Raw genomic sequence first — 22025 nt, forward strand, 5'->3', positions numbered from 1 at the left:
TTTTCCGGACGAGACGAGCGGCGTGGGTGCCGAGGGGCGGGTGCGCAACCCGGCTTCGCAGGATGCCGCTGTGCCCGCAGGATGCCGCTGTGTCGGACACGAGCCGGATACGCCGCTTCCCGCTTCCCCGCCCCTGTGCAGACTGTCAAAGTTCCACCCCTGGATTTGTACACATACGGCTCATGACGGGCCCCCCGTAAGGAGCGATAGCCTTGTGGCGTGATCAGCGCGATAGTTCGCGGGGGCCTCGGTGTCCCTGCCCTGCGCCCGGGGAGCATGGGAGACATCCGTGTCCGGGCGGCAGTCGCTGATCTTCGCGGGCGGGGCGGGGCTTTCGAGGGTTCCGCGGTGCCGCGCACACCCCGGGAGCGGACGCCGTCGAGAGCAGCGTCACATTCCCCGGGCGTGTGGGATATGGCCGATAACCCCCCGCTCATCTCACCTTGCGGCATAGCGTCGATACGGACCGGACACCGCGTCACGGCGTCGCGTCGGAAGGCCGGAGACAGTACTTCCTTCTACGTCACGCAACGGCGCGCGACAGGAGCCAGAGGACAATGCAGACCAAGCTGGACGAAGCAAAGGCCGAGCTGCTCGATCGGGCCGCCCGGGTAGCTGAGAACAGCCCGGTCGGGGGGCACCTACCGACTGGGACGACGGAACACGGCACCCCGGACCAGGCCGCCGTGCTCGCGTTCCTCCAGCGCTACTACCTGCACACCGCCCCGGAAGACCTCACCGACCGCGACCCGGTCGACGTCTTCGGAGCCGCCTACTCGCACTACCGACTGGCCGAGAACCGCCCCCAGGGCACGGCGAACGTCCGGGTGCACACCCCGACGGTCGAGGAGAACGGCTGGACGTGCAGCCACTCCGTCGTCGAGGTCGTCACCGACGACATGCCGTTCCTGGTCGACTCCGTCACCAACGAGCTGACCCGGCAGGGCCGCGGCATCCACGTCGTCATCCACCCGCAGATGGTGGTGCGCCGCGATGTCACCGGCAAGCTCATCGAGGTGCTCACCACCCCGCCCACCGGTGACCTTCCGCACGACGCGCACGTCGAGTCCTGGATCCACGTCGAGATCGACCGCGAGACCGACCGCTCGGACCTGAAGCAGATCACCGCCGATCTGCTGCGCGTCCTGTCCGACGTCCGCGAGGCCGTCGAGGACTGGGGCAAGATGCGGGACGGGGCGCTGCGCATGGCCGACGGCCTGCCCGAGGAGCCCGTCGCCGGCGATCTGCCGCAGCAGGAGATCGAGGAGGCCCGCGAGCTGCTGCGCTGGCTGGCCGCCGATCACTTCACGTTCCTCGGCTACCGCGAGTACGAGCTGCGCGACGACGACTCCCTCGCCGCCGTTCCCGGCACCGGGCTCGGCATACTGCGCGCGGACCCGCACCACGAGGCCGGCGAGAGCCACCCGGTCAGCCCCTCCTTCGAGCGGCTGCCCGCCGACGCCCGCGCCAAGGCCCGGGAGCACAAGCTCCTGGTGCTGACCAAGGCGAACAGCCGGGCGACCGTGCACCGGCCGTCGTACCTGGACTACATCGGGGTCAAGAAGTTCGACGAGCAGGGCAACGTCGTGGGGGAGCGGCGCTTCCTGGGCCTGTTCTCCTCCGCCGCCTACACCGAGTCCGTCCGCCGGGTTCCAGTCATCCGCCGCAAGGTCGACGAGGTGCTGGCCCGCGCCGGGTTCTCGCCCAACAGCCACGACGGGCGCGACCTGCTGCAGATCCTGGAGACGTACCCGCGCGACGAGCTGTTCCAGACCCCGGTCGACGAACTGCAGGCCATCGTCACCTCCGTGCTGTATCTGCAGGAGCGGCGCCGGCTGCGGCTCTACCTGCGCCAGGACGAGTACGGCCGCTACTACTCGGCCCTCGTCTACCTCCCGCGCGACCGCTACACCACCGGCGTCCGGCTCAGGATCATCGACATCCTGAAGGAGGAACTGGGCGGCACCAGCGTCGACTTCACCGCCTGGAACACCGAGTCGATCCTCTCCCGGCTGCACTTCGTGGTGCGTGTCCCGCAGGGCACCGAGCTGCCGCAGTTGTCCGACTCCGACAAGGAGCGTATCGAGGCCCGCCTGGTCGAGGCCGCCCGCTCCTGGATGGACGGATTCGCCGAGGCGCTCAACGCCGAGGTCGGCGAGGAGCGCGCCGCCGAGATGCTGCGCAGCTACCACAACGCCTTCCCCGAGGGCTACAAGGCCGACCACACCCCCCGCGCGGCGGTCGCCGACCTGGGCCATCTCGAACGGCTCGACCAGGACAACGACTTCGCGCTCAGCCTGTACGAGCCGGTGGGCGCCGGCCCCGACGAGCGCCGCTTCAAGATCTACCGCAAGGGCGAGGCCGTCTCCCTGTCCCGCGTGCTGCCGGTGCTCAACCGGCTCGGCGTCGAGGTGATGGACGAGCGGCCGTACGAACTGCGCTGCGCCGACCGCAGCGTCGCCTGGATCTACGACTTCGGCCTGCGTATGCCCAAGGCGCAGTTCGGCACCGACTACCTCGGCGACGACGCCCGTGAGCGGTTCCAGGAGGCGTTCGCCGCCAGCTGGACCGGCAAGGCGGAGAACGACGGCTTCAACGCGCTCGTGCTGAGCGCCGGGCTGACCTGGCGGCAGGCGATGGTGCTGCGGGCTTACGCGAAGTACCTGCGTCAGGCCGGGTCCACCTTCAGCCAGGACTACATGGAGGACACCCTCCGCAACAACGTCCACACCACCCGGCTGCTCGTCTCCCTGTTCGAAGCGCGGATGTCGCCCGACCGGCAGCGCGCCGGACGCGAGATCGTGGACGCCCTGCTGGAGGAGCTGGACGCCGCCCTCGACCAGGTCGCGAGCCTCGACGAGGACCGGATCCTGCGGTCCTTCCTCACCGTCATCAAGGCCACCCTGCGCACGAACTTCTTCCAGGAGGCGCGGGGCGGCAAGCCGCACGCGTACGTGTCGATGAAGTTCGACCCGCAGGCCATCCCGGACCTGCCGGCACCGCGCCCGGCGTTCGAGATCTGGGTGTACTCGCCGCGCGTCGAGGGCGTGCACCTGCGCTTCGGCAAGGTCGCCCGCGGTGGCCTGCGCTGGTCGGACCGCCGCGAGGACTTCCGCACCGAGATCCTCGGCCTGGTCAAGGCGCAGATGGTGAAGAACACCGTCATCGTGCCGGTCGGCGCCAAGGGCGGCTTCGTCGCCAAGCAGCTGCCGGACCCGTCCGTGGACCGGGACGCGTGGCTGGCGGAGGGCATCGCCAGCTACAAGACGTTCATCTCGGCGCTGCTCGACATCACCGACAACATGGTCGCGGGCGAGGTCGTCCCGCCGCCGGACGTCGTCCGGCACGACGAGGACGACACATACCTCGTGGTCGCCGCCGACAAGGGCACGGCGACGTTCTCGGACATCGCCAACGAGGTGGCCGAGTCGTACAACTTCTGGCTCGGCGACGCCTTCGCCTCCGGCGGCAGCGCGGGCTACGACCACAAGGGCATGGGCATCACCGCGCGCGGCGCCTGGGAGTCGGTCAAGCGGCACTTCAGGGAGCTCGGCGTCGACACCCAGACCGAGGACTTCACGGTCGTCGGCATCGGTGACATGTCGGGTGACGTGTTCGGCAACGGCATGCTGCTCAGCGAGCACATCCGGCTGGTCGCCGCCTTCGACCACCGGCACATCTTCATCGACCCGGACCCGGACGCGGCGACCTCGTACGCGGAGCGCCGCCGCCTGTTCGAGCTGTCGCGCTCGTCCTGGGCCGACTACAACACGGACCTGCTGTCGGCGGGCGGCGGCGTCTTCCCCCGCACGGCCAAGGCCATCCCGGTCAACGCGCACATCCGCGCCGCCCTCGGCATCGAGGGCAAGGTCGCCAAGCTGACCCCGGCCGACCTGATGCGGGCGATCCTCAAGGCGCCGGTGGACCTGCTGTGGAACGGCGGCATCGGTACGTACGTCAAGTCGTCCGTCGAGTCCCACGCCGACGTCGGCGACAAGGCCAACGACCCCATCCGCGTCGACGGCTCCGACCTGCGCGTCAAGGTCGTCGGCGAGGGCGGCAACCTGGGCCTGACCCAGCTCGGCCGGATCGAGTTCGCGCATCACGGTGGCAAGGTCAACACCGACGCCATCGACAACAGCGCGGGCGTGGACACCTCCGACCACGAGGTGAACATCAAGATCCTGCTCAACAGCCTGGTCGCGGACGGCGACATGACCGTCAAACAGCGCAACAAGCTGCTCGCCGAGATGACCGACGAGGTCGGCGCCCTGGTGCTGCGCAACAACTACGCGCAGAACACGGCGATCGCCAACGCCCTCGCCCAGTCCAAGGACATGCTCCACGCCCAGCAGCGCTTCCTGCGCCATCTGGTGCGCGAGGGCCACCTCGACCGGGCGCTGGAGTTCCTGCCGACCGAGCGCCAGATCCGCGAGCGGCTCGCCCAGGGTCAGGGCCTGACCAGCCCGGAGACCGCCGTCCTGCTGGCGTACACGAAGATCACGGTCGCCGAGGAGCTGCTGCACACCTCGCTGCCGGACGACCCGTACTTGCGCGAGCTGCTGCACTGCTACTTCCCGGCCGCGCTGCGCGAGCAGTTCCCCGAGCACATCGACAGCCACCCGCTGCGCCGCGAGATCACCACGACCGTGCTGGTCAACGACACGGTCAACACGGGCGGTACGACGTATCTGCACCGGCTGCGCGAGGAGACCGGGGCCTCGCTGGAGGAGATCGTCCGGGCGCAGACCGCGGCCCGCGTGATCTTCCGCCAGGCGCCGGTGTGGGACGGGGTCGAGGCGCTCGACAACAAGGTCGAGGCCGCCGTCCAGACCCGCATCCGGCTGCACTCGCGGCGGCTCGTCGAGCGCGGCACGCGCTGGCTGCTCAACAACCGGCCGCAGCCGCTCGAGCTCGCCGAGACGGTCGACTTCTTCGCCGAGCGCGTCGAACAGGTGTGGGCGCAGCTGCCCAAGCTGCTGCGCGGCGCTGACCTGGAGTGGTGGCAGAAGATCTACGACGAGCTGACCGCCGCCGGCGTCCCGGACGAACTCGCCACCCCGGTGGCCGGTTTCTCCTCCGCCTTCCCGACGCTCGACATCGTCTCGGTCGCCGACCGCGTGGGCAAGGAGCCGATGGACGTCGCCGAGGTCTACTACGACCTCGCCGACCGGCTGACCATCACCCAGCTGATGGACCGCATCAGCGCCCTGCCCCGCACCGACCGCTGGCAGTCGATGGCCCGCGCGGCGATCCGCGAGGACCTGTACGCCGCCCACGCGGCCGTCACGTCGGACGTCCTGGCCGTGGGCAACGGCTCGGCGACGCCGGAGCAGCGGTTCAAGGTGTGGGAGCAGAAGAACGCGGCGCTGCTGGGGCGGGCGCGGACGACGTTGGAGGAGATCCAGGGCTCCGAGTCGTTCGACCTGGCGAACCTGTCGGTGGCGATGCGGACGATGCGCACGCTGCTGCGGGCGCACACGTAAGTCTCGGTACAGCCTCAGTACGAGACAGTACGACAGTGAGGGCGCCCCCGGGCCGGAGACGGCTCGGGGGCGCCCTCACCGGCGTATGGCGTGGGTCAGGACGGCTGAGGCACCTTCGGCGCCGCCTTGGGCTTGGGCTTCGGCTTGTTGTCCCCGGTGAAGGCCTCGTACTCCTTCATGACCTCCTCCGTGGGCCCGTCCATGCGCAGCTGACCGCGTTCCAGCCACAGCACCCGGTCGCAGGTGTCGCGGATGGACTTGTTGTTGTGGCTGACCAGGAAGACCGTGCCGGCCTGTTTGCGCAGCTCGCGGATGCGGGCCTCGGAGCGCTTCTGGAAGGAGCGGTCGCCGGTGGCGAGGGCCTCGTCGATGAGCAGGACGTCGTGGTCCTTGGCGGCGGCGATGGAGAAGCGCAGCCGGGCGGCCATGCCGGAGGAGTACGTCCGCATGGGCAGCGTGATGAAGTCGCCCTTCTCGTTGATGCCGGAGAAGTCGACGATCTCCTGGTAGCGCTCCCTGACCTGCTCGCGGCTCATGCCCATCGCCAGACCGCCGAGGTGGACGTTGCGCTCACCGGTGAGGTCGCTCATCAGGGCGGCGTTGACGCCGAGGAGGGACGGCTGGCCGCCCGTGTAGATCCGGCCGTTCTCCACGGGGAGCAGACCGGCGACGGCTTTGAGCAGGGTCGACTTGCCGGAGCCGTTGGTGCCGATCAGGCCGATGGCCTCGCCCTTGTACGCGACGAAGGACACGTCCCGGACGGCGTGCACGGTGCGGACGCCGGCCGCCTTCTCGGCGTGCCCCCGGCGCAGCATGCGGTTGAGGGCGGCGGTGGCGGTGCCGCGTCCGGCGCCGGTGCCGTTGACGCGGTAGACGATGTCGACGTGGTCGGCGATGACGGTGGGGATCGGGTCGCTCGGGTTCTCAGCCACGGCCGTACGTCTCCTCAGCCTTCCAGAAGTAGATGAAGCCGCCGACGCCGGCGAGCAGGGCCCAGCCCGTGGCGAGCATCCAGACGTGGTCGGGCAGCTGGCTCGCGTGGAAGCTGTCGATCAGCGCGAAGCGCATCAGGTCGATGTAGACGGCGGCGGGGTTGGCCTGGAGCACCGGACCGACCCAGCCGGGCAGGCTGTTGTGCTGGCTGAGCAGGTGGTCGATGCTCCACATCACGCCGGAGACGTACATCCAGGTGCGCAGCACGAACGGCATCAGCTGGGCGATGTCCGGCGTCTTGGCGCCCAGCCGGGCCATGATCATGGACACGCCCGCGTTGAACGTGAACTGCAGGACCAGGGCCGGGATCGCCAGCACCCAGGACGCGGCGGCCGGGACGCCGAAGATCAGCAGGATGACGACCAGGGCGGCCATCGAGAACAGCAGCTGCTGGAGCTGCTGGAGGCAGAAGGAGATCGGCAGGGCCGCGCGCGGGAAGTGCAGGGCGCGGACGAGGCCGAGGTTGCCGGAGATGGCGCGGGTGCCGGCCAGGATCGAGCTCTGCGTGAAGGTCCAGATGAACACGCCCGTGACCAGGAACGGGACGTAGTCCGGCACGCCCTTCTTGGTCTGCAGCAGCACGCCGAAGATCAGGTAGTAGACGGCCGCGTTCAGCAGCGGGGTCATCACCTGCCAGACCTGGCCGAGCTTGGCCTGGCTGTACTGGGCGGTGAGCTTGGCCGTCGAGAACGCCGCGATGAAGTGGCGGCGCGCCCACAGCCGGCGGACGTACTGGGGCAGTGAGGGGCGGGCGCCGCTGACCGTGAGGCCGTGGCGGGCGGCGAGGGCCGCGAGGTCGTCGTCGGCCGGGGTGGTGGTGCGGGCCGTCGTCGGGGGCGGTGTGTCGAGGACCTGGCTCACATCCGCTGCTTTCGGTCGGGGGGTGGAGGTGCGGCGCGCGGCCCGGGAAGGCGTCATCCGGCGTTTTCTCACGCGACTCTTCACGTTTTCTTACGTCGGGACGGGACCGTATCGTCGCAACGTGAGCGTAGGCCTTGCGAACGTCGGAACGCAACCGTTTCGTCGTAACGCCCTATGCTGGTCCGTATGACGACGAACGCCGACGGGCCCCAGCCGCGCCCGCGCCGCCGGGCCCCCGCGGGGGCGGCTGTGCTCCGGGCGGATGTGACGGAAGCCATCCGGGCCGCCGTCTTCGAGGAGCTCGCGGCCGTCGGCTACGCACGGATGTCGATCGAGGGCATCGCCCGCCGGGCCGGGGTCGGCAAGACCGCGGTGTACCGGCGCTGGCGCTCCAAGCTGCACCTGGTGCTGGACGTCGTGTCGGCGATCGCCGTGCAGGGCCTGCCCGCGCCGGACACCGGCTCACTGGAGTCCGACCTGCGGCTTCTCTACGAGGTGACCTCCCGCGCGCTGCGCCACCCCGTGGCCTCGCAGATCCTCCCGGACCTCCAGGCGGAGGCGGCCCGTAATCCCGAGATCGCCGACGCCGTCCAGAAGGCGTTGCGCGAGGGGCAGGAGGGTGTCGCCAGCAAGATCGTGGCGGCGGCGGAACAGCGCGGCGAGGTCGGCTCGGGCTACGACCACGACCTCGCCCTCGACCTCATCTCGGGCCCGCTGTACTGGCGCTCGGTGGTGATCCGCAGCCCGAAGCTGCCCAAGGAGTACCTGGCGTCCTTGGCACGGTCGACTGCGGCGGCGATCAAGGCGCTGTAGGGGCTGTAGGGGTTGTTGCTGTGGCTGTAGGGGTTTGTGTGGCTACTAGGGATGCATCGGTCGGGTGCTGGGAGTAGGCCGGGCGGCCGCCCGCTAGTCCAGCGCCGCCCCCGGATGCCTGCGCACCCACCCCTCCCAGGCCGACGCGATCATGTCCTGGACGTCGTACCGGGCCTTCCAGCCCAGCTCCGTGGTGATGCGGTCGGCGGAGGCGACGACGCGGGCGGGGTCTCCGGGGCGGCGCGGGGTGACGGTCGCGGGGCGGTGGTGGCCGGTGACCGCGTTGATGCGGTCGATCATGTCGCGGACCGAGACGCCCTCGCCGCGGCCGATGTTGAGGGTGAGGTCGCGGCCGGGGGAGGCCCGGAGGGCGCGGGCGACCGCCACATGGGCCTCGGCCAGGTCGACCACGTGGATGTAGTCGCGGATGCAGGTGCCGTCGGGGGTCGGGTAGTCGTCGCCGAAGATACGTGGGGGCGCGCCCTCGGTGAGTCTCTCGAAGACCATGGGGATGAGGTTGAAGACGCCCACGTCCGCCAGTTCCGGGCTTGCCGTGCCCGCCACGTTGAAGTAGCGCAGGGACGCCGTGGCCAGGCCGGCGGCCCGGCCCGTCGCCCGGACCAGCCACTCGCCGGCCAGCTTTGTCTCGCCGTACGGGCTCATCGGCACGCACGGCGTCTGCTCCGTGACCAGGTCCACGTCCGGCATGCCGTACACGGCCGCCGAGGAGGAGAAGACGAACGACGGGACCCGCGCCGTCGTGACCGCTTCGAGCAGGGTCCGCAGGCCCTCGACGTTCTCCCGGTAGTAGTGCAGCGGGCGGTCCACGGACTCGCCGACCTGCTTCTTCGCCGCCAGGTGAACGACCCCGGTGACCTGGTGATCCGCGAGCACCCGGCCCAGCAGCCCGCCGTCCAGCGTCGAGCCGACCACCAGGGGGACGCCGTCCGGGACGCGCTCGGCGAGGCCGGTGGACAGGTCGTCGTACACGACCGTCCGCTCGCCCGCCTCGGTCATCGCCCGCACCACGTGCGCCCCGATGTATCCCGCGCCGCCGGTGATCAGCCAGGTCATGTTCGGCCGTCCCCTCGTCCGTTGCCCTGTGGGCCGTTCGCCTCACAGTGAAGTCGCCTCACAGTGAAGCAGGTGATGGGGCCCCCGCCTCGCGACTGTGGCTCCTCGTCCGACCGTCGGCACAGGTGGTACCGGTTCGGTGCACGGACACCGTCGTGCGCCACAGGCGGGTGAACGACAGGACGGCCGCCGCCGCCAGCAGTCCGTTGCGTACGACCATCAGCGCGCAGCCGGTCCAGGTGCTGTGCACGACCTCGGCGTACAGCCCGGGATACGCGACCGCGCTGACCGCCGTCGCCGTCACCAGCAGCACGGCCACCGGGCGTTGGGTGGTGTGCCGGGAGGTGAGGCACACGGCGGCCAGGCCGAGCAGCCACACCATGTACTGCGGGCTGATCACCCGGCTGGTGGCGGTGAACAGCAGCACCGCGGCGAGGGCCGCGTCGTACGGCACGGCCTCGCCGAAGGCGTCCGCCCGCGCCCTCAGCCGCCACAGCAGGAGGAGGGCGAAGGCGACGGCCGTGAGCGCGAGCGACGCCGTCGCCACGGCGGAGACGTACGGGCCGGTGAACTCCATCGCCCCGTACTGGTACTTCACCTCGCCCGGCCAGCCCGCGTGCGTCGCGAGGCCGAGCAGAGTGCCGCCGAACGACTCGATCTGCACGCCCCGCTCACCCTGGTGGAGCAGGAAGGCGAGGGGATTGTTGAACAACACGCACAGGAGCAGCAGCACGGCCGTCCCGGACACCGCCGCCCACCCCCACGCCGACCTGCCGGCCCGCCCCTTCGGCGTGCCCAGCAGCACCAGGGCCGGCCACACCTTCACCAGTGCTCCCAGTGCCGCGAACACACCGCACGCGCGCGTGGAGCGGCCCAGCGTCAATAGGGAGATGACGGCAAGGGCCGTGACCTGCACGTCGTAACGAGCGAGCGGGATGTGCAGCAGCAGGGGGAGCGCGAGGATCCAGAGGGTGGCACCGAGGAGCGTGCGGCCGGGGCGTGTCCCCGCGCGGGTCAGCGCCAGGGCCATCAGGGCGTCGGCGACGAGCGTGAGGGCGACGAACGCCCGGAAGTACGTCAGGCCCGGCAGCAGCGCGGGGGAGAGCAGTACGAGTCCCGCGCCCGGCGGGTACTGCCACAGGGGGTCGTCGGCCGGGAAGGCGCCCTGGGTGAGCGCCTCGTACCAGCGGTGGTAGGTGACCCACACCTCGCGCGTCACCGCCCCATGGCCCAGCAGCGGCTGGGAGTTGTGGGCGAGCAGCCACAGCATCAGGGCGCGGGTGAGGATCCAGGCGGTGGCGAGAGCAGCGAGAGGGTGACGTCTCATCACCGGCGGATCGTAAGCCGCAGAAGGGTCGTATCGGCACCGATACGCCGTCAATCGCCTGCATTCTTCAGAAAATAGTACAAACTGACCCTGTGGCGAACGGTGAACCGGAAACGAAAGGAACCAGCCGGGTCGGCGTCGCGGTCGTCGCGATGCCCGCGTTCGTCATGCTCGGCATCGGGCTGTGGGGCCTCGACCGGGGCGGGATGTGGCGCGACGAGGCCGTCACCTTCCAGGTCGCCCGGCGCTCGTTACCCGAGATCTGGCGGCTGCTGCACAGCGTGGACGCCGTGCACGGACTGTACTACCTGCTCATGCACCCCGTCCTCGCCCTCCGCGCCGACGAGGTCGTCCTGCGCTTCCCTTCGGTGTGCGCGGCCGCCGTCACCGCGGGCCTGGTCGCGGCCCTCGGTGCACGGCTGGCCCGGCCACGCGTCGGCCTCTGGGCGGGGCTGCTGTACGCGGTGACGCCCATGGCGGGCCACTTCGCCCAGGAGGGCCGCTCGTACGCGCTCGTCGCCGCCTGCGCGGCCGGGGCGACACTGCTGCTGGTGCGGGCGGTCGCGGGGGCCGCCTGGTGGCCGTACGGGCTCGTCGTCGCCGTCACCTGCCTGCTGCACGAACTGGCCGTGCTCATGCTCCTCGCCCACGCGCTGACACTGGCCCACGCGCGCGTGCCGCGTGCCGTATGGGGGCGGTGGGCGCGAGCGGCGGCGGGCGTGGTGCTGGTGCTGGCGCCGCTGGTCGTCGTCTCGTGGGCACAGGCCGAGCAGGTGGCGTGGCTGCCGGTGCCCCGCATGGGCAGCGTGGAGCGGCTGCTGCGGTCGTTCACGGGGGCGGAGGGGGAGGTCTTCTGGGCGTACGTCATTCTGATCGCCGCCGCTCTGTGGCCGGGGCGGGGGCGTGCGACGCCCCCCAGGTGGCGCCCGTCCCTGGTCGGCGTCGCCCTGCCCCTCATGGCCGTGCCGCCGCTCACGCTGATCACGGTGTCGCAGATCAGGCCGATGTACGACGACCGGTACGTGCTGTACGCGCTCGCCGGGGCGCCGCTGCTGGCCGCCGCCGGGGCCGACCGGCTGGTGCGGGGCGTCGGGCGCTCCCCCCTGGCCACCGTCACCGGCGTCCTCGCGGTCGGGCTGGCGTTCGCCCACCAGTTCCCCCTGTACCGCCAGGACCGCACCGCCTCCGTACGCGCCGACAACCTCGCCATCGTCTCCGCCGACGCCGCGCGCGAGCTGAGCCCCGGCGACCCGGTGCTGTTCGTGCCGGCCATTGGACGGCGGGCCGCGCTGGCCTACCCGGAGGCGTTCCGGGGCGTGTGGGACGTCGCGCTCGAGGTGCCCGCGCCGGAGTCCGGGACGCTGTACGGGGAGGAGGTCGACACCGCCGAACTGCGCCGCAGGCTCGCCGGGCTGGACCGGCTGTGGGTGGTGGCCGAGCCGTACGCGCGGCGGGCGCGCTGGGTCCCCCGGGATCCGGCTGAGCGCCTGAAGCTCACCGTGGTGGCGGAGCAGTTCGTGCCGTACGAGCCCCGGCAGGAGTTCGTACGCGGGGGTGCGACGCTTCGGCTCTACGTCCGCAGGGCGAAGGCTGCGGGCACCACGGCGCTCGCGAGGGGCGTGCGGGGCGGCGCCGGAAGCCCGGCGTCGGCGGGGAGCGTGCGGGGCGGCCCCGGAAGCCCCGCGTCGACGGGGCGCGTGCCGGGGGCCGCCATGGGCTCGGCATCGACGGGAAACATGTCGGAGGCCACGAGGAGCAGACTCGACCCCGCCGGACGCTCCGTACCGCCCACCGGCACCCCCGGCCTCACCGCGGCTCCGCCGCCGCCCCCGCCCCTGCTTCCGCCTCCGCTTCCGCCCCCGCTTCCGCCTGCGCCGCCGCGTCGAGCGCCGTCGTGAGCTCGTCGAGGCGGGCCCGCAGCTCGCGGATCTCGTCGACGTCGAACCCGGTCGCCGCCATGATCCGGCGCGGCACCTGAAGCGCCCGCTCGCGCAGCGCGACCCCCTCGTCGGTCAGCCGAACCTCCACCGAGCGCTCGTCGCGCACGCTGCGCTCCCGGCGTACCAGACCGGCCGCCTCCAGCCGCTTGAGCAGCGGCGACAGGGTGCCGGAGTCGAGGCGCAGCTGCTCGCCCAGCTTCTTCACCGGCAGGTCGCCGTGCTCCCACAGCACGAGCATCACCAGGTACTGCGGGTAGGTGAGGCCGAGGTCCTTGAGGAGGACGCGGTAGACCCCTCCGAAGGCGCGCGAGGCCGCGTTCAGGGAGAAGCAGATCTGCTGGTCGAGCCGGAGCCAGTCCGCTGTGGGCGTGGTGGTCATACGCCCAGAGTAGCTTGTGCCCCACCATTTAGTTGTGCGCAATTGAATTGTGTGCTCTACTTGCTGTGTCAGGTTGGCCGGACGGGCCGCCGGTACATGATTCGAGAGGGATGGTTTCTCCATGGACGCGCTCTACACCGCCGTCGCCACCGCCACCCACGGCCGCGATGGTCGCGCCGTCTCCTCCGACGGCAAGATCGACCTCAAGCTGGCCCCGCCGGTGGAGCTGGGCGGCAACGGCCAGGGCACCAACCCCGAGCAGCTCTTCGCCGCCGGATACGCGGCCTGCTTCGGCAGCGCCCTCGGCCTGGTCGGCCGGCAGGCCAAGGTCGACGTCAGCGAGGCCGCCGTCACCGCCGAGGTCGGCATCGGCAAGCAGGGCGAGGGCTTCGCGCTCGCCGTCACCCTCCGCGTCGAGCTGCCCGACACCGTGGACCAGGCCACCGGCCGCAAGCTCGTCGAGCAGGCTCACCAGGTCTGCCCCTACTCCAACGCCACCCGCGGCAACATCCCGGTCGAGCTCGTCATCGAGTAACCGTTCGCGCAACCCCAGCGCCCGGAACGCCGTGTAGGCGCCGGCCCACAGGAGCCACTGCCGCACCCCCGGCGGCCGGTGCCCCGCGGGCCGGTAACGCCGGTACAGCACACCCGCCTGCCGGAAGAAGGCGCGCCGCCGACGCGCGGGCAGCCGTCGCGCAGCGGCCGCCACCTCCACCACCACGGCGAACAGCTGGTCGAACAGCGCCCGCGACCGCGCCGCCGACACCCGCTCGGCACCGGCCTGGAACAGCACCGGCTCGACCTGGTCCAGCAGGTCGAACTGGTGCTCACCGGGAACGTCGAGCAGACTCCCCGGCGCCCGCACCAGATGCCGTACGACCACCGACGGCAGCACCGCCACCCGCTCCGCCAGCACCGTCACCACCCCGCCCCACCCGAGGTCCGTGAAGTGGCCGTAGGGAAAGGCGAGTTGGTGCACCGCCAGGAACCCACGCCGGTAGGCGGCGCTCCACACGGGCCGGTTCACCACCGTGAGCCAGGGGGCCGCGTCGGGGTGGAACGTCCCCGCGGGGGCGGGCGGGCAGGCGATGAGGCGAGCCCCGAGCCGCTCCCTCGACGCCCGCGCAGACGCCCGCTCATGCGCGAAGTGCAGCACATCCACCGGCCCCGTCTCCCGCAGCCGGGCGTCCAGCGCCGCAAGCGCCCCCGGTACGAGGACGTCGTCACCGTCGAGAAACAGCAGATAGGTGCCGGAGGCCGCCCGCAGCCCGGTCGTGCGGGCCGCGCTCAGACCGGCCGAGGGTGGTGAGTAGGCCGGGGTCACCCGGCGGTCCCGCTCGGCGTACCCGGCGGTGATGTCCGCCGCGGGGGCCTCCGGTTCGTCACACACCGTGATCAGCTCGAAGTCGCCGAAGGACTGGGCCAGAACCGACTCCAGGGCCCGGGCCAGCCGGTCCTCGACCCCGTGCGAGGGAACGATGATGCTGAAACGGGGCATGGCGCTCTTTCCGTTTTCGTCATCCGTGCTCGGCGGGAGGCGCACGGCGCATACGGACTCCCGGTAGGTGAAACGGCGGTCAGTGGCATTCGGTGACGGTGAAATGACCAGAAGGTTGCGAAATAGTGGCTGCCGGGGGATTGAGGGGCATCCATGGGTCAGTGCGAGGGATTTCGCCCTGAACGCGAAGGGGCGGGCCGTTGCCCGGCCCGCCCCGACGTCGTTGCCCCTGCCGTTACTTCACCGCACCCGCCATCACACCGGACACGAACTGCCGCTGGAACGCGAAGAACACGGCGAGTGGAATCACCATCGAGATGAACGCGCCGGGCGCCAGCACGTCGATGTTGTTCCCGAACTGCCTCACTTGCGTCTGCAGCGCCACCGTGATCGGCTGGTTGCCGGAGTCGGAGAACACCAGCGCGACCAGCATGTCGTTCCACACCCACAGGAACTGGAAGATGCCCAGGCTCGCGATCGCGGGCCCGCCGAGCGGCGTCACCACCCGGGCGAACAGCCGCAGTTCACCGGCGCCGTCCAGCCGGGCCGCCTCCAGCAGCTCGCGCGGGATCTCCGCGAAGAAGTTCCGCAGCAGGAACACCGCGAACGGCAGACCGAAGCCGACGTGGAAGAGGATCACGCCGAGCATCGAGCCGAACAGGCCGATGTTTCCGAACAGTTCGGCGATCGGGATCAGCGCCACCTGCACGGGCACCACCAGCAGGCCGACCACGCCCAGGAACCACCAGTCCCGGCCCGGGAACTCCATCCACGCGAAGGCGTATCCGGCGAGCGAGCCGATGACCACGACCAGCACGGTCGCCGGGACCGTGATCAGGACCGTGTTCACCAGGGAGTCGGTGATGTCGCTGTTGTTGAGCAGCTTCTCGTAGCTGTCGAAGGTGAGTTGGGCGGGCTTGGTGAACACCGTCCACCAGCCGCTCTCGTTCATGTCCGCCGGGGTGCGCAGCGAGGAGAGCAGCAGCCCGATCGTCGGCACCAGCCAGAACAGGCCGACGACGATCAGGAAGACGCGGACCAGACCGCCGCTGACGCCCTCGGCGAGACGTGAGCCGAGGGACGCCCTGCCCTTCACGGGCTCCGCGTGCTTCCCGGTGTGTGTGGTCATCGCCGCACCTCCCGCCTGAGCCTGCGGATGTTGAACCACATCACCGGGATCACCAGAAGCAGCAGGAACACCGCGATGGCGCTGGCGATGCCCGGCTGGTCCTCGGAGAAGCCCTTGCGGTACAGCTCCAGGGCGAGCACGTTCGCGTCGTCCTGGGAGGAGCCCGGGGCGATGATGAAGACCAGGTCGAAGATCTTCAGCACGTTGATCATCAGCGTGACGGTGACCACCGCGAGGACGGGCGCGAGCAGCGGCACGGTGACCCGTCTGAACACCTGCCACTCGTTGGCCCCGTCGACCCGCGCCGCCTCCAGCAGCTCACGGGGCACCCCCGCCAGCCCGGCGGCGATCAGCACCATCGCGAAGCCCGCCCACATCCAGATGTACGACCCGATGATGGCCGGCGTGACCAGCGACGGGCCGAGCCAGTCCAGGCCGTTGTACGGCTCCTTGAAGTTGTCGGCGGGCAGCCGCAGTTGGGCCCCGTCGGCGGCGGCCGGGAGGGTGAAGGTGCCGTCGTCGGCGGCCGTGGTCGAGGCGACGACCTTGCCGTCCTTGACCGCCTCGATCTTCATGCCGGGATAGCCCAGCTCGGACGGGTCGGGGGCGCCGAGGGTGCCGACGCCCTCGCCGCGCGTGAAGTCCTGCCAGGTGGTGCCGGTGACCTTGCCCGGGTCGGGCCGCGCCGCCACGGCCCTCGCGGCGTCGTCGGGCATCCGGTCGGGGGCGACCCCCACGAGGGGCAGGCTGACCGGCTCGCCCAGGCGGACCGGCTCCTTGGTGATGAAGCCGCCTTGATCCGCCGTGAGCGGCGACTCCCGGCCCGGGTGCGCCTTCGGGAACGCCGACGCCTCGGCGAACGTGTCGTGCACACCCACCCACACCGCGTTCGCGACGCCCTTGTCCGGATCCTGGTCGTAGACGAGACGGAAGATGATGCCCGCCGCGAGCATCGAGATCGCCATCGGCATGAAGACGACCAGCTTGAACGCCGTGCCCCAGCGCACCCGTTCGGTCAGCACCGCGAAGATCAGTCCGAGCGCGGTCGCGACCGTCGGCGCGAACACCACCCAGATGATGTTGTTCTTCAGCGCCGTACGGATGCCGTCGTCGGTGAACAGGGCCTGGTAGTTGTCGAATCCGGCGAATCCGTCGCCGGACTGGTCGTAGAAGCTGCGCACGACCGAGTACCCGATCGGGTAGACCACGAGCGCACCGAGCAGCACCAGGGCGGGCAGCAGGAACAGCGCTGCCACGGTCCTGCGGGTGCCGGTCACGCTCTTGCGACTCCGGGGAGGGGTCCCGGCCTTCCTCGGCGGGACCCCTGCCGTGGACGCCGACGCCATGGCCGGCTCAGTTTCCGTACGCCGCGGCCGCGTCGGCCTCCAGCTGTTCCTGGGTGCCCTTGATGTCCTTCGGGTTCTTCAGGAAGTCCTGCAACGCCTTCCACTCGCCCTTGCCGGGCGTGCCGCCGAAGGCCTGCGGGGCCTGGTCGGACATGTCGAAGCGGAAGTCGTCACCGGCCGCGACCAGCGACTTGGCCATCTCCTGCTGCACCGCGTTCGGGTACGCCGTCGGGTCCACGTTCTTGTTCGGCGACAGATAGCCGCCGAGCTTCGCCTGGATGGTCGCCGCGTCCGGCGAGGCGAGGAACGTGGCCAGGGCCTGCGCGGCCTTGGAGTCCTCCAGGATCACCGCCGCGTCACCGCCGGAGACCACCGGCTCGGTGTCGCCGACCTTCGGGAACGCGAACACCTTGGCGTCCGTGCCCACCTCCGCGTCCGTCTCCGCGATGTTGACCTGCACGAAGTCGCCCTCGAAGACCATGCCGGCCTTCGGCTGGTCGCCGCCGGTGAAGGTCTGCGTCACGGAGGCCGGGAACTCGGTCTGCAGCGCGCCGTTCGCGCCGCCCGCGATGTATTCCTGCTTGCCCCAGATCTGCGCGAGCGTGGTCAGGGCCTCGGTGACGGACGGGTCGGTCCACTTGATCTCGTGCTTGGCCAACTGGTCGTACTTCTCCGGGCCCGCCTGCGAGAGGTAGACGTTCTCGAACCAGTCGGTCAGCGTCCAGCCGTCGGCGCCGCCGATCGAGAACGGGGTGACACCGGAGTCGTAGATCGTCTGCGCGGTGGAGAGCAGGTCCTCCCACGTCTGGGGCTCCTCGGCGCCCGCGTTCTCGAAGACCTGCGTGTTGTACCAGATCAGGGACTTGTTGGCGGCCTTGTAGTAGACGCCGTACTGCTTGCCGTCGACCTTGCCGAGGTCCTGCCAGCCCCGGGAGTAGTTCTTGCCGAGCTGCTCCTGGGCCTCCGGCCCGATCGGCTTGGCCCAGCCCTTGTCCACGGCCTGCTGGATGGCGCCGACCTGGGGGAGCATCGCGATGTCCGGCGGCGCGCCGCCCGCGATCTTCGAGCCGAGGAAGTTGATGATCGGGTCCTGCGCGGGCACAAAGGTCACCTTGGCGCCGGTCCGCTTCTCGAACTCCTCCAGCACCTTCTTGAAGTTGGCCTGCTCCGGGCCGGTCCAGACGGCGGCGACCTCCAGGGTCTCGCCGTCCAGCTTGGGGAGGGTGACGGTGGTGGCGGTCTCGTCCGTACCGCCGCTGCCTTCGTTTCCGCTGTTGTCGTCGCCTCCGCAGGCGCTGAGCGAGAACGCGAGCGCTCCCGCCAGTGCGGCCGCGGCGGCGCGGGCGGTCCTGCGTGTCCGGGTGCGGCTGGTGTTGATGCTGCTGTGCATTACGGCCCCGTTCTTCGTTTCTCGTCGAACGTTCGAGCGCTGTCCCGTGGGACTGGTCTACGCCGGGTCAGTGGGGTCGGCAAGAGCGCGAACCGTGTCAAGACGGTGATCGTGACCGCGTCGTGACTGTCCAAGGAGCGGGGCCCAGGGGCCGTACATATGACTAGCGGCCCGTGCACCTGTCCAGGGGGCCCTACAACAGTGACGGCACCTCCGGAGCGGAGACTTCCCGCGCCGCCCGCTCCAACGCGCTCGCCAGGAGGGCCAGATCCGTGGGTCCGTTGCCCAGTTCGCGGACCGGGCGGCGGGCGGGCGGGTCGCCCATGCGGTGCCACTCCAGCGGGACGACGGTCGGCCGCAGGGTCGCCGTGCGTGGGATACGACCCGTCACCCGGCCGCCCTGGAACGGCGTGACCCGGCCGTCGGGGTGAGCCAGACGCCCCCGGCCGGGCGCCGGTTCGTCCGGGCCGGGCGCGGGTGCGTCGAGGGTGACGCGCAGGGTGGCCCGCCGGGCGGGTTCGGTCTCGGCGGTACGACCGCCTGGACCGGCGGCGGCCACCAGGTGCACGCCGAGCCGCTCGCCCTCGCGGGCCACCGCCTCCAGCGCACGCATCACGGACCCGGCCGCGGGTCGGCCCGGGGAGCCCAGCGGGGGCGACACCAGGGCGTCCAGGTCGTCGACGACCACGACGAGGCGGGGCAGCGGCGGCACGTCGTCCGTCGGGCGGCGGCCGGCGGACGGGCGCAGTCGCAGGGTGGCGCTGGGCGGGGTGTCCAGGTCCCCACCGCCGGTCCCGGCACCGGTCCCGGCACCGGCGGTGGGCACCGAGCGCTGGCTGACCATACGGCCCGACACCGCACGTCCGGTGTGCCACTCGGCGAAGTCCGAGCGGCCGAGCAGCTCGGCGCGGCGCTTCAGCTCGGCCGACAGGGACTGCGCGAACTCCCGCATGCGGACCGGGTCGTTGGCGAGGAGGTGCGTGGTGACGTGCGGGATGTCCATGCACAGGTGCAGACCGTCGCCGTGCCCGCTGCCCGCGCCCACGCTGTCCCGGCCGTCCATCAGCACCAGGCTCAGCCGGTCCGGCCGCTCGGCGGCGGCGAGCGAGGCGACGACGGCCCGCAGCAGTTCCGTCCGTCCGCTGCCGGGCGGCCCCTCGATCAGCAGATGCGGTCCCTCGGTGACGAGGTCCACGGCGACCGGTCCACGCGGGCCGGCCCCGAGGACGGCGTGCGCCCGGCCGCCGAGTGCGTCGGTGTCGTCGGCGGCGTCCGCCCAGCGGGCCATGAGCGAGGCGGGGGTGGCGCGGGCGAGGCCCAACTCGTCGAGCAGGCGGGCGGCTTGGGGGAGGGGGGCGCTGACGCGCGCGTGCCGGGTGCCGGTGGCGCTCGCGTCGGTGCGGAGGGGGGCCAGGGCGCGGGCGAAGCGCTCGGCCCAGGCGGGGGAGACGGCGTCCACGGCGCCTACTGTGCCGTGGCCCACGGGGGCGGGAGATCCTGCCACGGTGCCGGTGCCGGTGCCGCCGCCGACTCGCGCGACTCGGACCAGCCGGAGGGCTGTCGCCACGTCGCCGCTGAGCAGGACGACGGCTCCGCATGCGCGGAACGCCGGGGCCGCGGCGCAGGCTGCTTCATAGGTCTCGGTGACCGGGGAGGCGGGGGAGGCGGGCGCGGTCTCGGCGAGACAGACGACGTGGATCCCGGCCTGCGGGCCTTCCAGGGCCAGCCGCGCTACGGCCTCACGGAGACCGGCACTGCCGGGGTCGCCGTCGACGACGAGGACGGCATAGGGGCCGGGGGCGGGGGCGGGGTGTGCGGAGTCGCTGGGCGAGTCGTCGTCCGGGCGGGCCCAGGAGGGGCGGCGGGGTGGGGTGGTCGCGGTGCGGGTCGCGGTCCCGGTGTTCTCGGGGTGGCGTTGGTCCGGCGCCGCCGGTGCCGGTGTGACGGTCTGCCTGTTGGTGCCGCTCCGCTCCGCGTGGTGGTCGTCCAGGCGGCGGAGGAGTTCGTCGGTGCGGGCCGCGGCCTGTTCGCGGTCGTGGGCGAGGAGGAGGCGGCAGTCCTGGCCGTGGGCCGGGCGCAGATGCGGTAGCCAGCCGAGCCAGGCCCACTCGGCGGTGCGTTCCTCCAGGGAGCGTGCGCGGTCCGTGCTGATCAGGATGATTTCCAGGGCGTCGGGCGAGTGCAGCGCGGCGAGCTGGGCCACCACAGCGCGCGCCAGCCCGCCCAGGCGGGGGCGCGGACCGGCCAGGCCCAGGGCACCGGCCTCCCGCAGATCCGCGGTGACCGGCACCGCGGGCAGCAGTCCGGAACCGTCCGGCGCGGCCCGGTCGGCCGTACCGAGCCGTACGGTGAGCGCCTCGGGGTGCCCCGGCCCGCGCTCCCACAGCCGGGGCCCGGGGCCCAGCGCGGTCAGCAGCAGCGCGGCCGGATCCGGCCAGGTCTCCGGCGCGTCGGCGTGCACGGGCAGCACCCCCGCTCCACCGGCCGACTCCTCGTCGTACCGCCCATGCCCGGCCGCTTCCTGCTCGCCGTCGCGCCCACCGGCCAGCCGCCGCGCCCACGCCGTGAGCCCGCCCCGCCTGCGCACGCCCTGCGGTACGTCGGTGCCGCGCAGGGGCGTGCCTTTGCGGCGGCTGGGGGTTGCCGCGGGGGCGTCGGCCGCCCCCACGCCGAGTCGTCCACCGTGCGTTGCGTCACTGGGCGGCGCCGCGGGCCCCGAGCAGGGCTCTCCGCGGGTCTCGATCCGCGGTGGCTTGCCCTGCTCGGGCACGAGGGGCTCGGGCACGAGGGGCGGCTCGACGGGCGAGTGCTCCTTGGCCGCGGTGCCCGTCTGCACCGCTCGCGTGTGCTCGTCGTGATCCGTACGCGCCGGGTCGGCGGGGGCGGCGCCCGTCGGCCCCGTTCCTTCACGCGAGACGCCGGCAGCCGCGTCTTCCGACACCCCCCAGCCCCCGGTGTCCCCGTACGCACGCCCCGTCTTCCCGGCCGGTCCCTCCGCCCGCGCACCCGAAGCTCCGGCCGCAGGCGACTCCCCGTCCCTCGCCCCGACCCGCACGCACCCCTCCCCATCAGGCACGGTCCCCACCCGCCGCCCCGGCCCGCCAGCCGGCGCCAGCCGCAGTGTGGACTCCCCGATCCGCAGCAGCGCCCCCGGCATGAAGCGTGTCGGGCGGGTTCCCACGCGCGTGCCGTCGAGCGTCGTGCCGTTCGTGGAGTTGAGGTCGGCGACCGAGACACGGCCGTCCGCGTTCAGGGTGACCGCGCAGTGGACGCGGGAGACGTCCGGGTCGTCCAGCGGGACGTCCGCCTCGGCGGAGCGGCCGACGCGGATCTCGCCGCCGTGCAGCAGGTGGACCCCGCCGGCGTCGGGCCCGGCGATCACGTCGAGGCGGGCCGGGGCGTCGTCCAGCTCGGGATGCGGCTCGGGGGCGGCCGGGCCGCCCACGGACAGCACGGCGCCGTCGAGCAGCGGCGGCTCGCCCAGGGTGCAGCGCTGCGGGTCGAGTCGCTCCGCACCGGCGTACAGCACGGCGGGCCCGGACGGGGCGTCGCCGGAGACCGCCGCGGCCAGCGCCGAGGCCACCGCGGACAGGGCCGTGCCGGCGGGCGCCGTGACCAGCACGTCGCGGCTCGCGGCCCGGCCCGGCGCCTCGTGAGGCGGGCCCAGCGGGTCTACGACGGTCAGCCGGATCTGCATCGCCGTCAGCGGTCCCTTCTGCGCGGGCGCCCGCGGGGCAGGGGGCCGAGTCCGCCCCGCGGTCCCCCACCGCGGACTTCCCCCACCACCAC

13 protein-coding genes and 1 pseudogene are annotated in these 22025 nt (G+C 71.8%); 4 read left to right on the top strand and 10 right to left on the bottom strand.

Annotated features, from left to right (window positions below):
* Positions 1–557 precede the first annotated feature (557 nt).
* Positions 558–5486 carry an NAD-glutamate dehydrogenase gene (locus HJD23_RS25800; protein WP_171114171.1) on the top strand — a complete coding sequence of 1643 codons (4929 nt, stop codon included), beginning with the start codon at positions 558–560 and terminating at the stop codon, positions 5484–5486.
* A 95-nt stretch (positions 5487–5581) separates the two neighbouring features.
* Here the strand turns inward: HJD23_RS25800 and HJD23_RS25805 are convergent, their stop codons facing one another.
* Together HJD23_RS25805 and HJD23_RS25810 are read right to left on the bottom strand one after the other, a co-directional pair.
* Positions 5582–6418 (bottom strand): ABC transporter ATP-binding protein, encoded by an 837-nt coding sequence (locus HJD23_RS25805; RefSeq protein ID WP_171114170.1) that lies wholly within the window; start codon positions 6416–6418, stop codon positions 5582–5584.
* Entirely contained in the window at positions 6411–7340 is a 930-nt protein-coding gene (locus HJD23_RS25810; RefSeq protein ID WP_171114169.1) for an ABC transporter permease, read from the bottom strand. Before HJD23_RS25810 ends, HJD23_RS25805 begins: the two co-directional genes overlap by 8 nt.
* 174 nt (positions 7341–7514) lie before the next feature.
* Here HJD23_RS25810 and HJD23_RS25815 point away from each other — a divergent pair, with 174 nt between their 5' ends.
* On the top strand, positions 7515–8153 hold the full coding sequence (locus HJD23_RS25815) for a TetR/AcrR family transcriptional regulator (protein WP_171114168.1): 639 nt from the start codon (positions 7515–7517) through the stop codon (positions 8151–8153).
* Between the two features lie 93 nt (positions 8154–8246).
* Here the strand turns inward: HJD23_RS25815 and galE are convergent, their stop codons facing one another.
* Positions 8247–9227, bottom strand: a complete 981-nt coding sequence (gene galE / locus HJD23_RS25820; RefSeq protein WP_171114167.1) for a UDP-glucose 4-epimerase GalE — start codon at positions 9225–9227, stop codon at positions 8247–8249.
* A gap of 58 nt (positions 9228–9285) precedes the next feature.
* A complete protein-coding gene (locus HJD23_RS25825; protein WP_171114166.1) occupies positions 9286–10554 on the bottom strand; it encodes a glycosyltransferase family 87 protein in 1269 nt (422 codons plus the stop codon).
* A 92-nt stretch (positions 10555–10646) separates the two neighbouring features.
* Here HJD23_RS25825 and HJD23_RS25830 point away from each other — a divergent pair, with 92 nt between their 5' ends.
* A complete protein-coding gene (locus HJD23_RS25830) occupies positions 10647–12452 on the top strand; it encodes a glycosyltransferase family 39 protein (RefSeq protein ID WP_346770315.1) in 1806 nt (601 codons plus the stop codon).
* Here HJD23_RS25830 and HJD23_RS25835 read toward each other — a convergent pair.
* Positions 12361–12873, bottom strand: coding sequence for a MarR family transcriptional regulator (locus tag HJD23_RS25835; RefSeq protein WP_171114165.1), 513 nt, complete (start codon positions 12871–12873; stop codon positions 12361–12363). The two genes, HJD23_RS25830 and HJD23_RS25835, sit on opposite strands and share 92 nt — an antisense overlap.
* A gap of 121 nt (positions 12874–12994) precedes the next feature.
* On the opposite strand from HJD23_RS25835, the gene HJD23_RS25840 reads away from it, so the two are divergent.
* Positions 12995–13408 (top strand): organic hydroperoxide resistance protein, encoded by a 414-nt coding sequence (locus HJD23_RS25840; RefSeq protein WP_141314275.1) that lies wholly within the window; start codon positions 12995–12997, stop codon positions 13406–13408.
* A 15-nt stretch (positions 13409–13423) separates the two neighbouring features.
* On the opposite strand, the pseudogene HJD23_RS25845 reads toward HJD23_RS25840, so the two are convergent.
* The 5 genes and pseudogenes from HJD23_RS25845 to HJD23_RS25865 form a co-directional block, all read right to left on the bottom strand.
* Positions 13424–14371, bottom strand: a pseudogene (locus tag HJD23_RS25845) (glycosyltransferase family A protein); the annotation flags it as partial.
* A 235-nt stretch (positions 14372–14606) separates the two neighbouring features.
* The gene (locus HJD23_RS25850; RefSeq protein WP_171114164.1) at positions 14607–15500 is read right to left on the bottom strand and encodes a carbohydrate ABC transporter permease; all 894 of its coding nucleotides are present in this window, start codon (positions 15498–15500) and stop codon (positions 14607–14609) included.
* Positions 15497–16777 (bottom strand): sugar ABC transporter permease, encoded by a 1281-nt coding sequence (locus tag HJD23_RS25855; protein ID WP_171114163.1) that lies wholly within the window; start codon positions 16775–16777, stop codon positions 15497–15499. Before HJD23_RS25855 ends, HJD23_RS25850 begins: the two co-directional genes overlap by 4 nt.
* 76 nt (positions 16778–16853) lie before the next feature.
* Positions 16854–18236 carry an ABC transporter substrate-binding protein gene (locus HJD23_RS25860; RefSeq protein ID WP_171114162.1) on the bottom strand — a complete coding sequence of 461 codons (1383 nt, stop codon included), beginning with the start codon at positions 18234–18236 and terminating at the stop codon, positions 16854–16856.
* A gap of 193 nt (positions 18237–18429) precedes the next feature.
* The gene (locus HJD23_RS25865; RefSeq protein WP_171114161.1) at positions 18430–21933 is read right to left on the bottom strand and encodes an FHA domain-containing protein; all 3504 of its coding nucleotides are present in this window, start codon (positions 21931–21933) and stop codon (positions 18430–18432) included.
* Between the last annotated feature and the right edge of the window lie 92 nt (positions 21934–22025).

This window comes from Streptomyces sp. Z423-1, from assembly GCF_013009255.1.
In the GTDB taxonomy this organism is placed as follows: domain Bacteria; phylum Actinomycetota; class Actinomycetes; order Streptomycetales; family Streptomycetaceae; genus Streptomyces; species Streptomyces gossypiisoli.

Bases quoted from the DNA above. Each gene is read 5' to 3' on its own strand.
- HJD23_RS25800 (WP_171114171.1), top strand. From the start codon at position 558: ATGCAGACCAAGCTGGACGAAGCAAAGGCCGAGCTGCTCGATCGGGCC.
- HJD23_RS25815 (WP_171114168.1), top strand. From the start codon at position 7,515: ATGCTGGTCCGTATGACGACGAACGCCGACGGGCCCCAGCCGCGCCCG.
- galE (WP_171114167.1), bottom strand. From the start codon at position 9,227: ATGACCTGGCTGATCACCGGCGGCGCGGGATACATCGGGGCGCACGTG.
- HJD23_RS25825 (WP_171114166.1), bottom strand. From the start codon at position 10,554: ATGAGACGTCACCCTCTCGCTGCTCTCGCCACCGCCTGGATCCTCACC.
- HJD23_RS25835 (WP_171114165.1), bottom strand. From the start codon at position 12,873: ATGACCACCACGCCCACAGCGGACTGGCTCCGGCTCGACCAGCAGATC.
- HJD23_RS25840 (WP_141314275.1), top strand. From the start codon at position 12,995: ATGGACGCGCTCTACACCGCCGTCGCCACCGCCACCCACGGCCGCGAT.
- HJD23_RS25850 (WP_171114164.1), bottom strand. From the start codon at position 15,500: ATGACCACACACACCGGGAAGCACGCGGAGCCCGTGAAGGGCAGGGCG.
- HJD23_RS25860 (WP_171114162.1), bottom strand. From the start codon at position 18,236: ATGCACAGCAGCATCAACACCAGCCGCACCCGGACACGCAGGACCGCC.
- HJD23_RS25865 (WP_171114161.1), bottom strand. From the start codon at position 21,933: ATGCAGATCCGGCTGACCGTCGTAGACCCGCTGGGCCCGCCTCACGAG.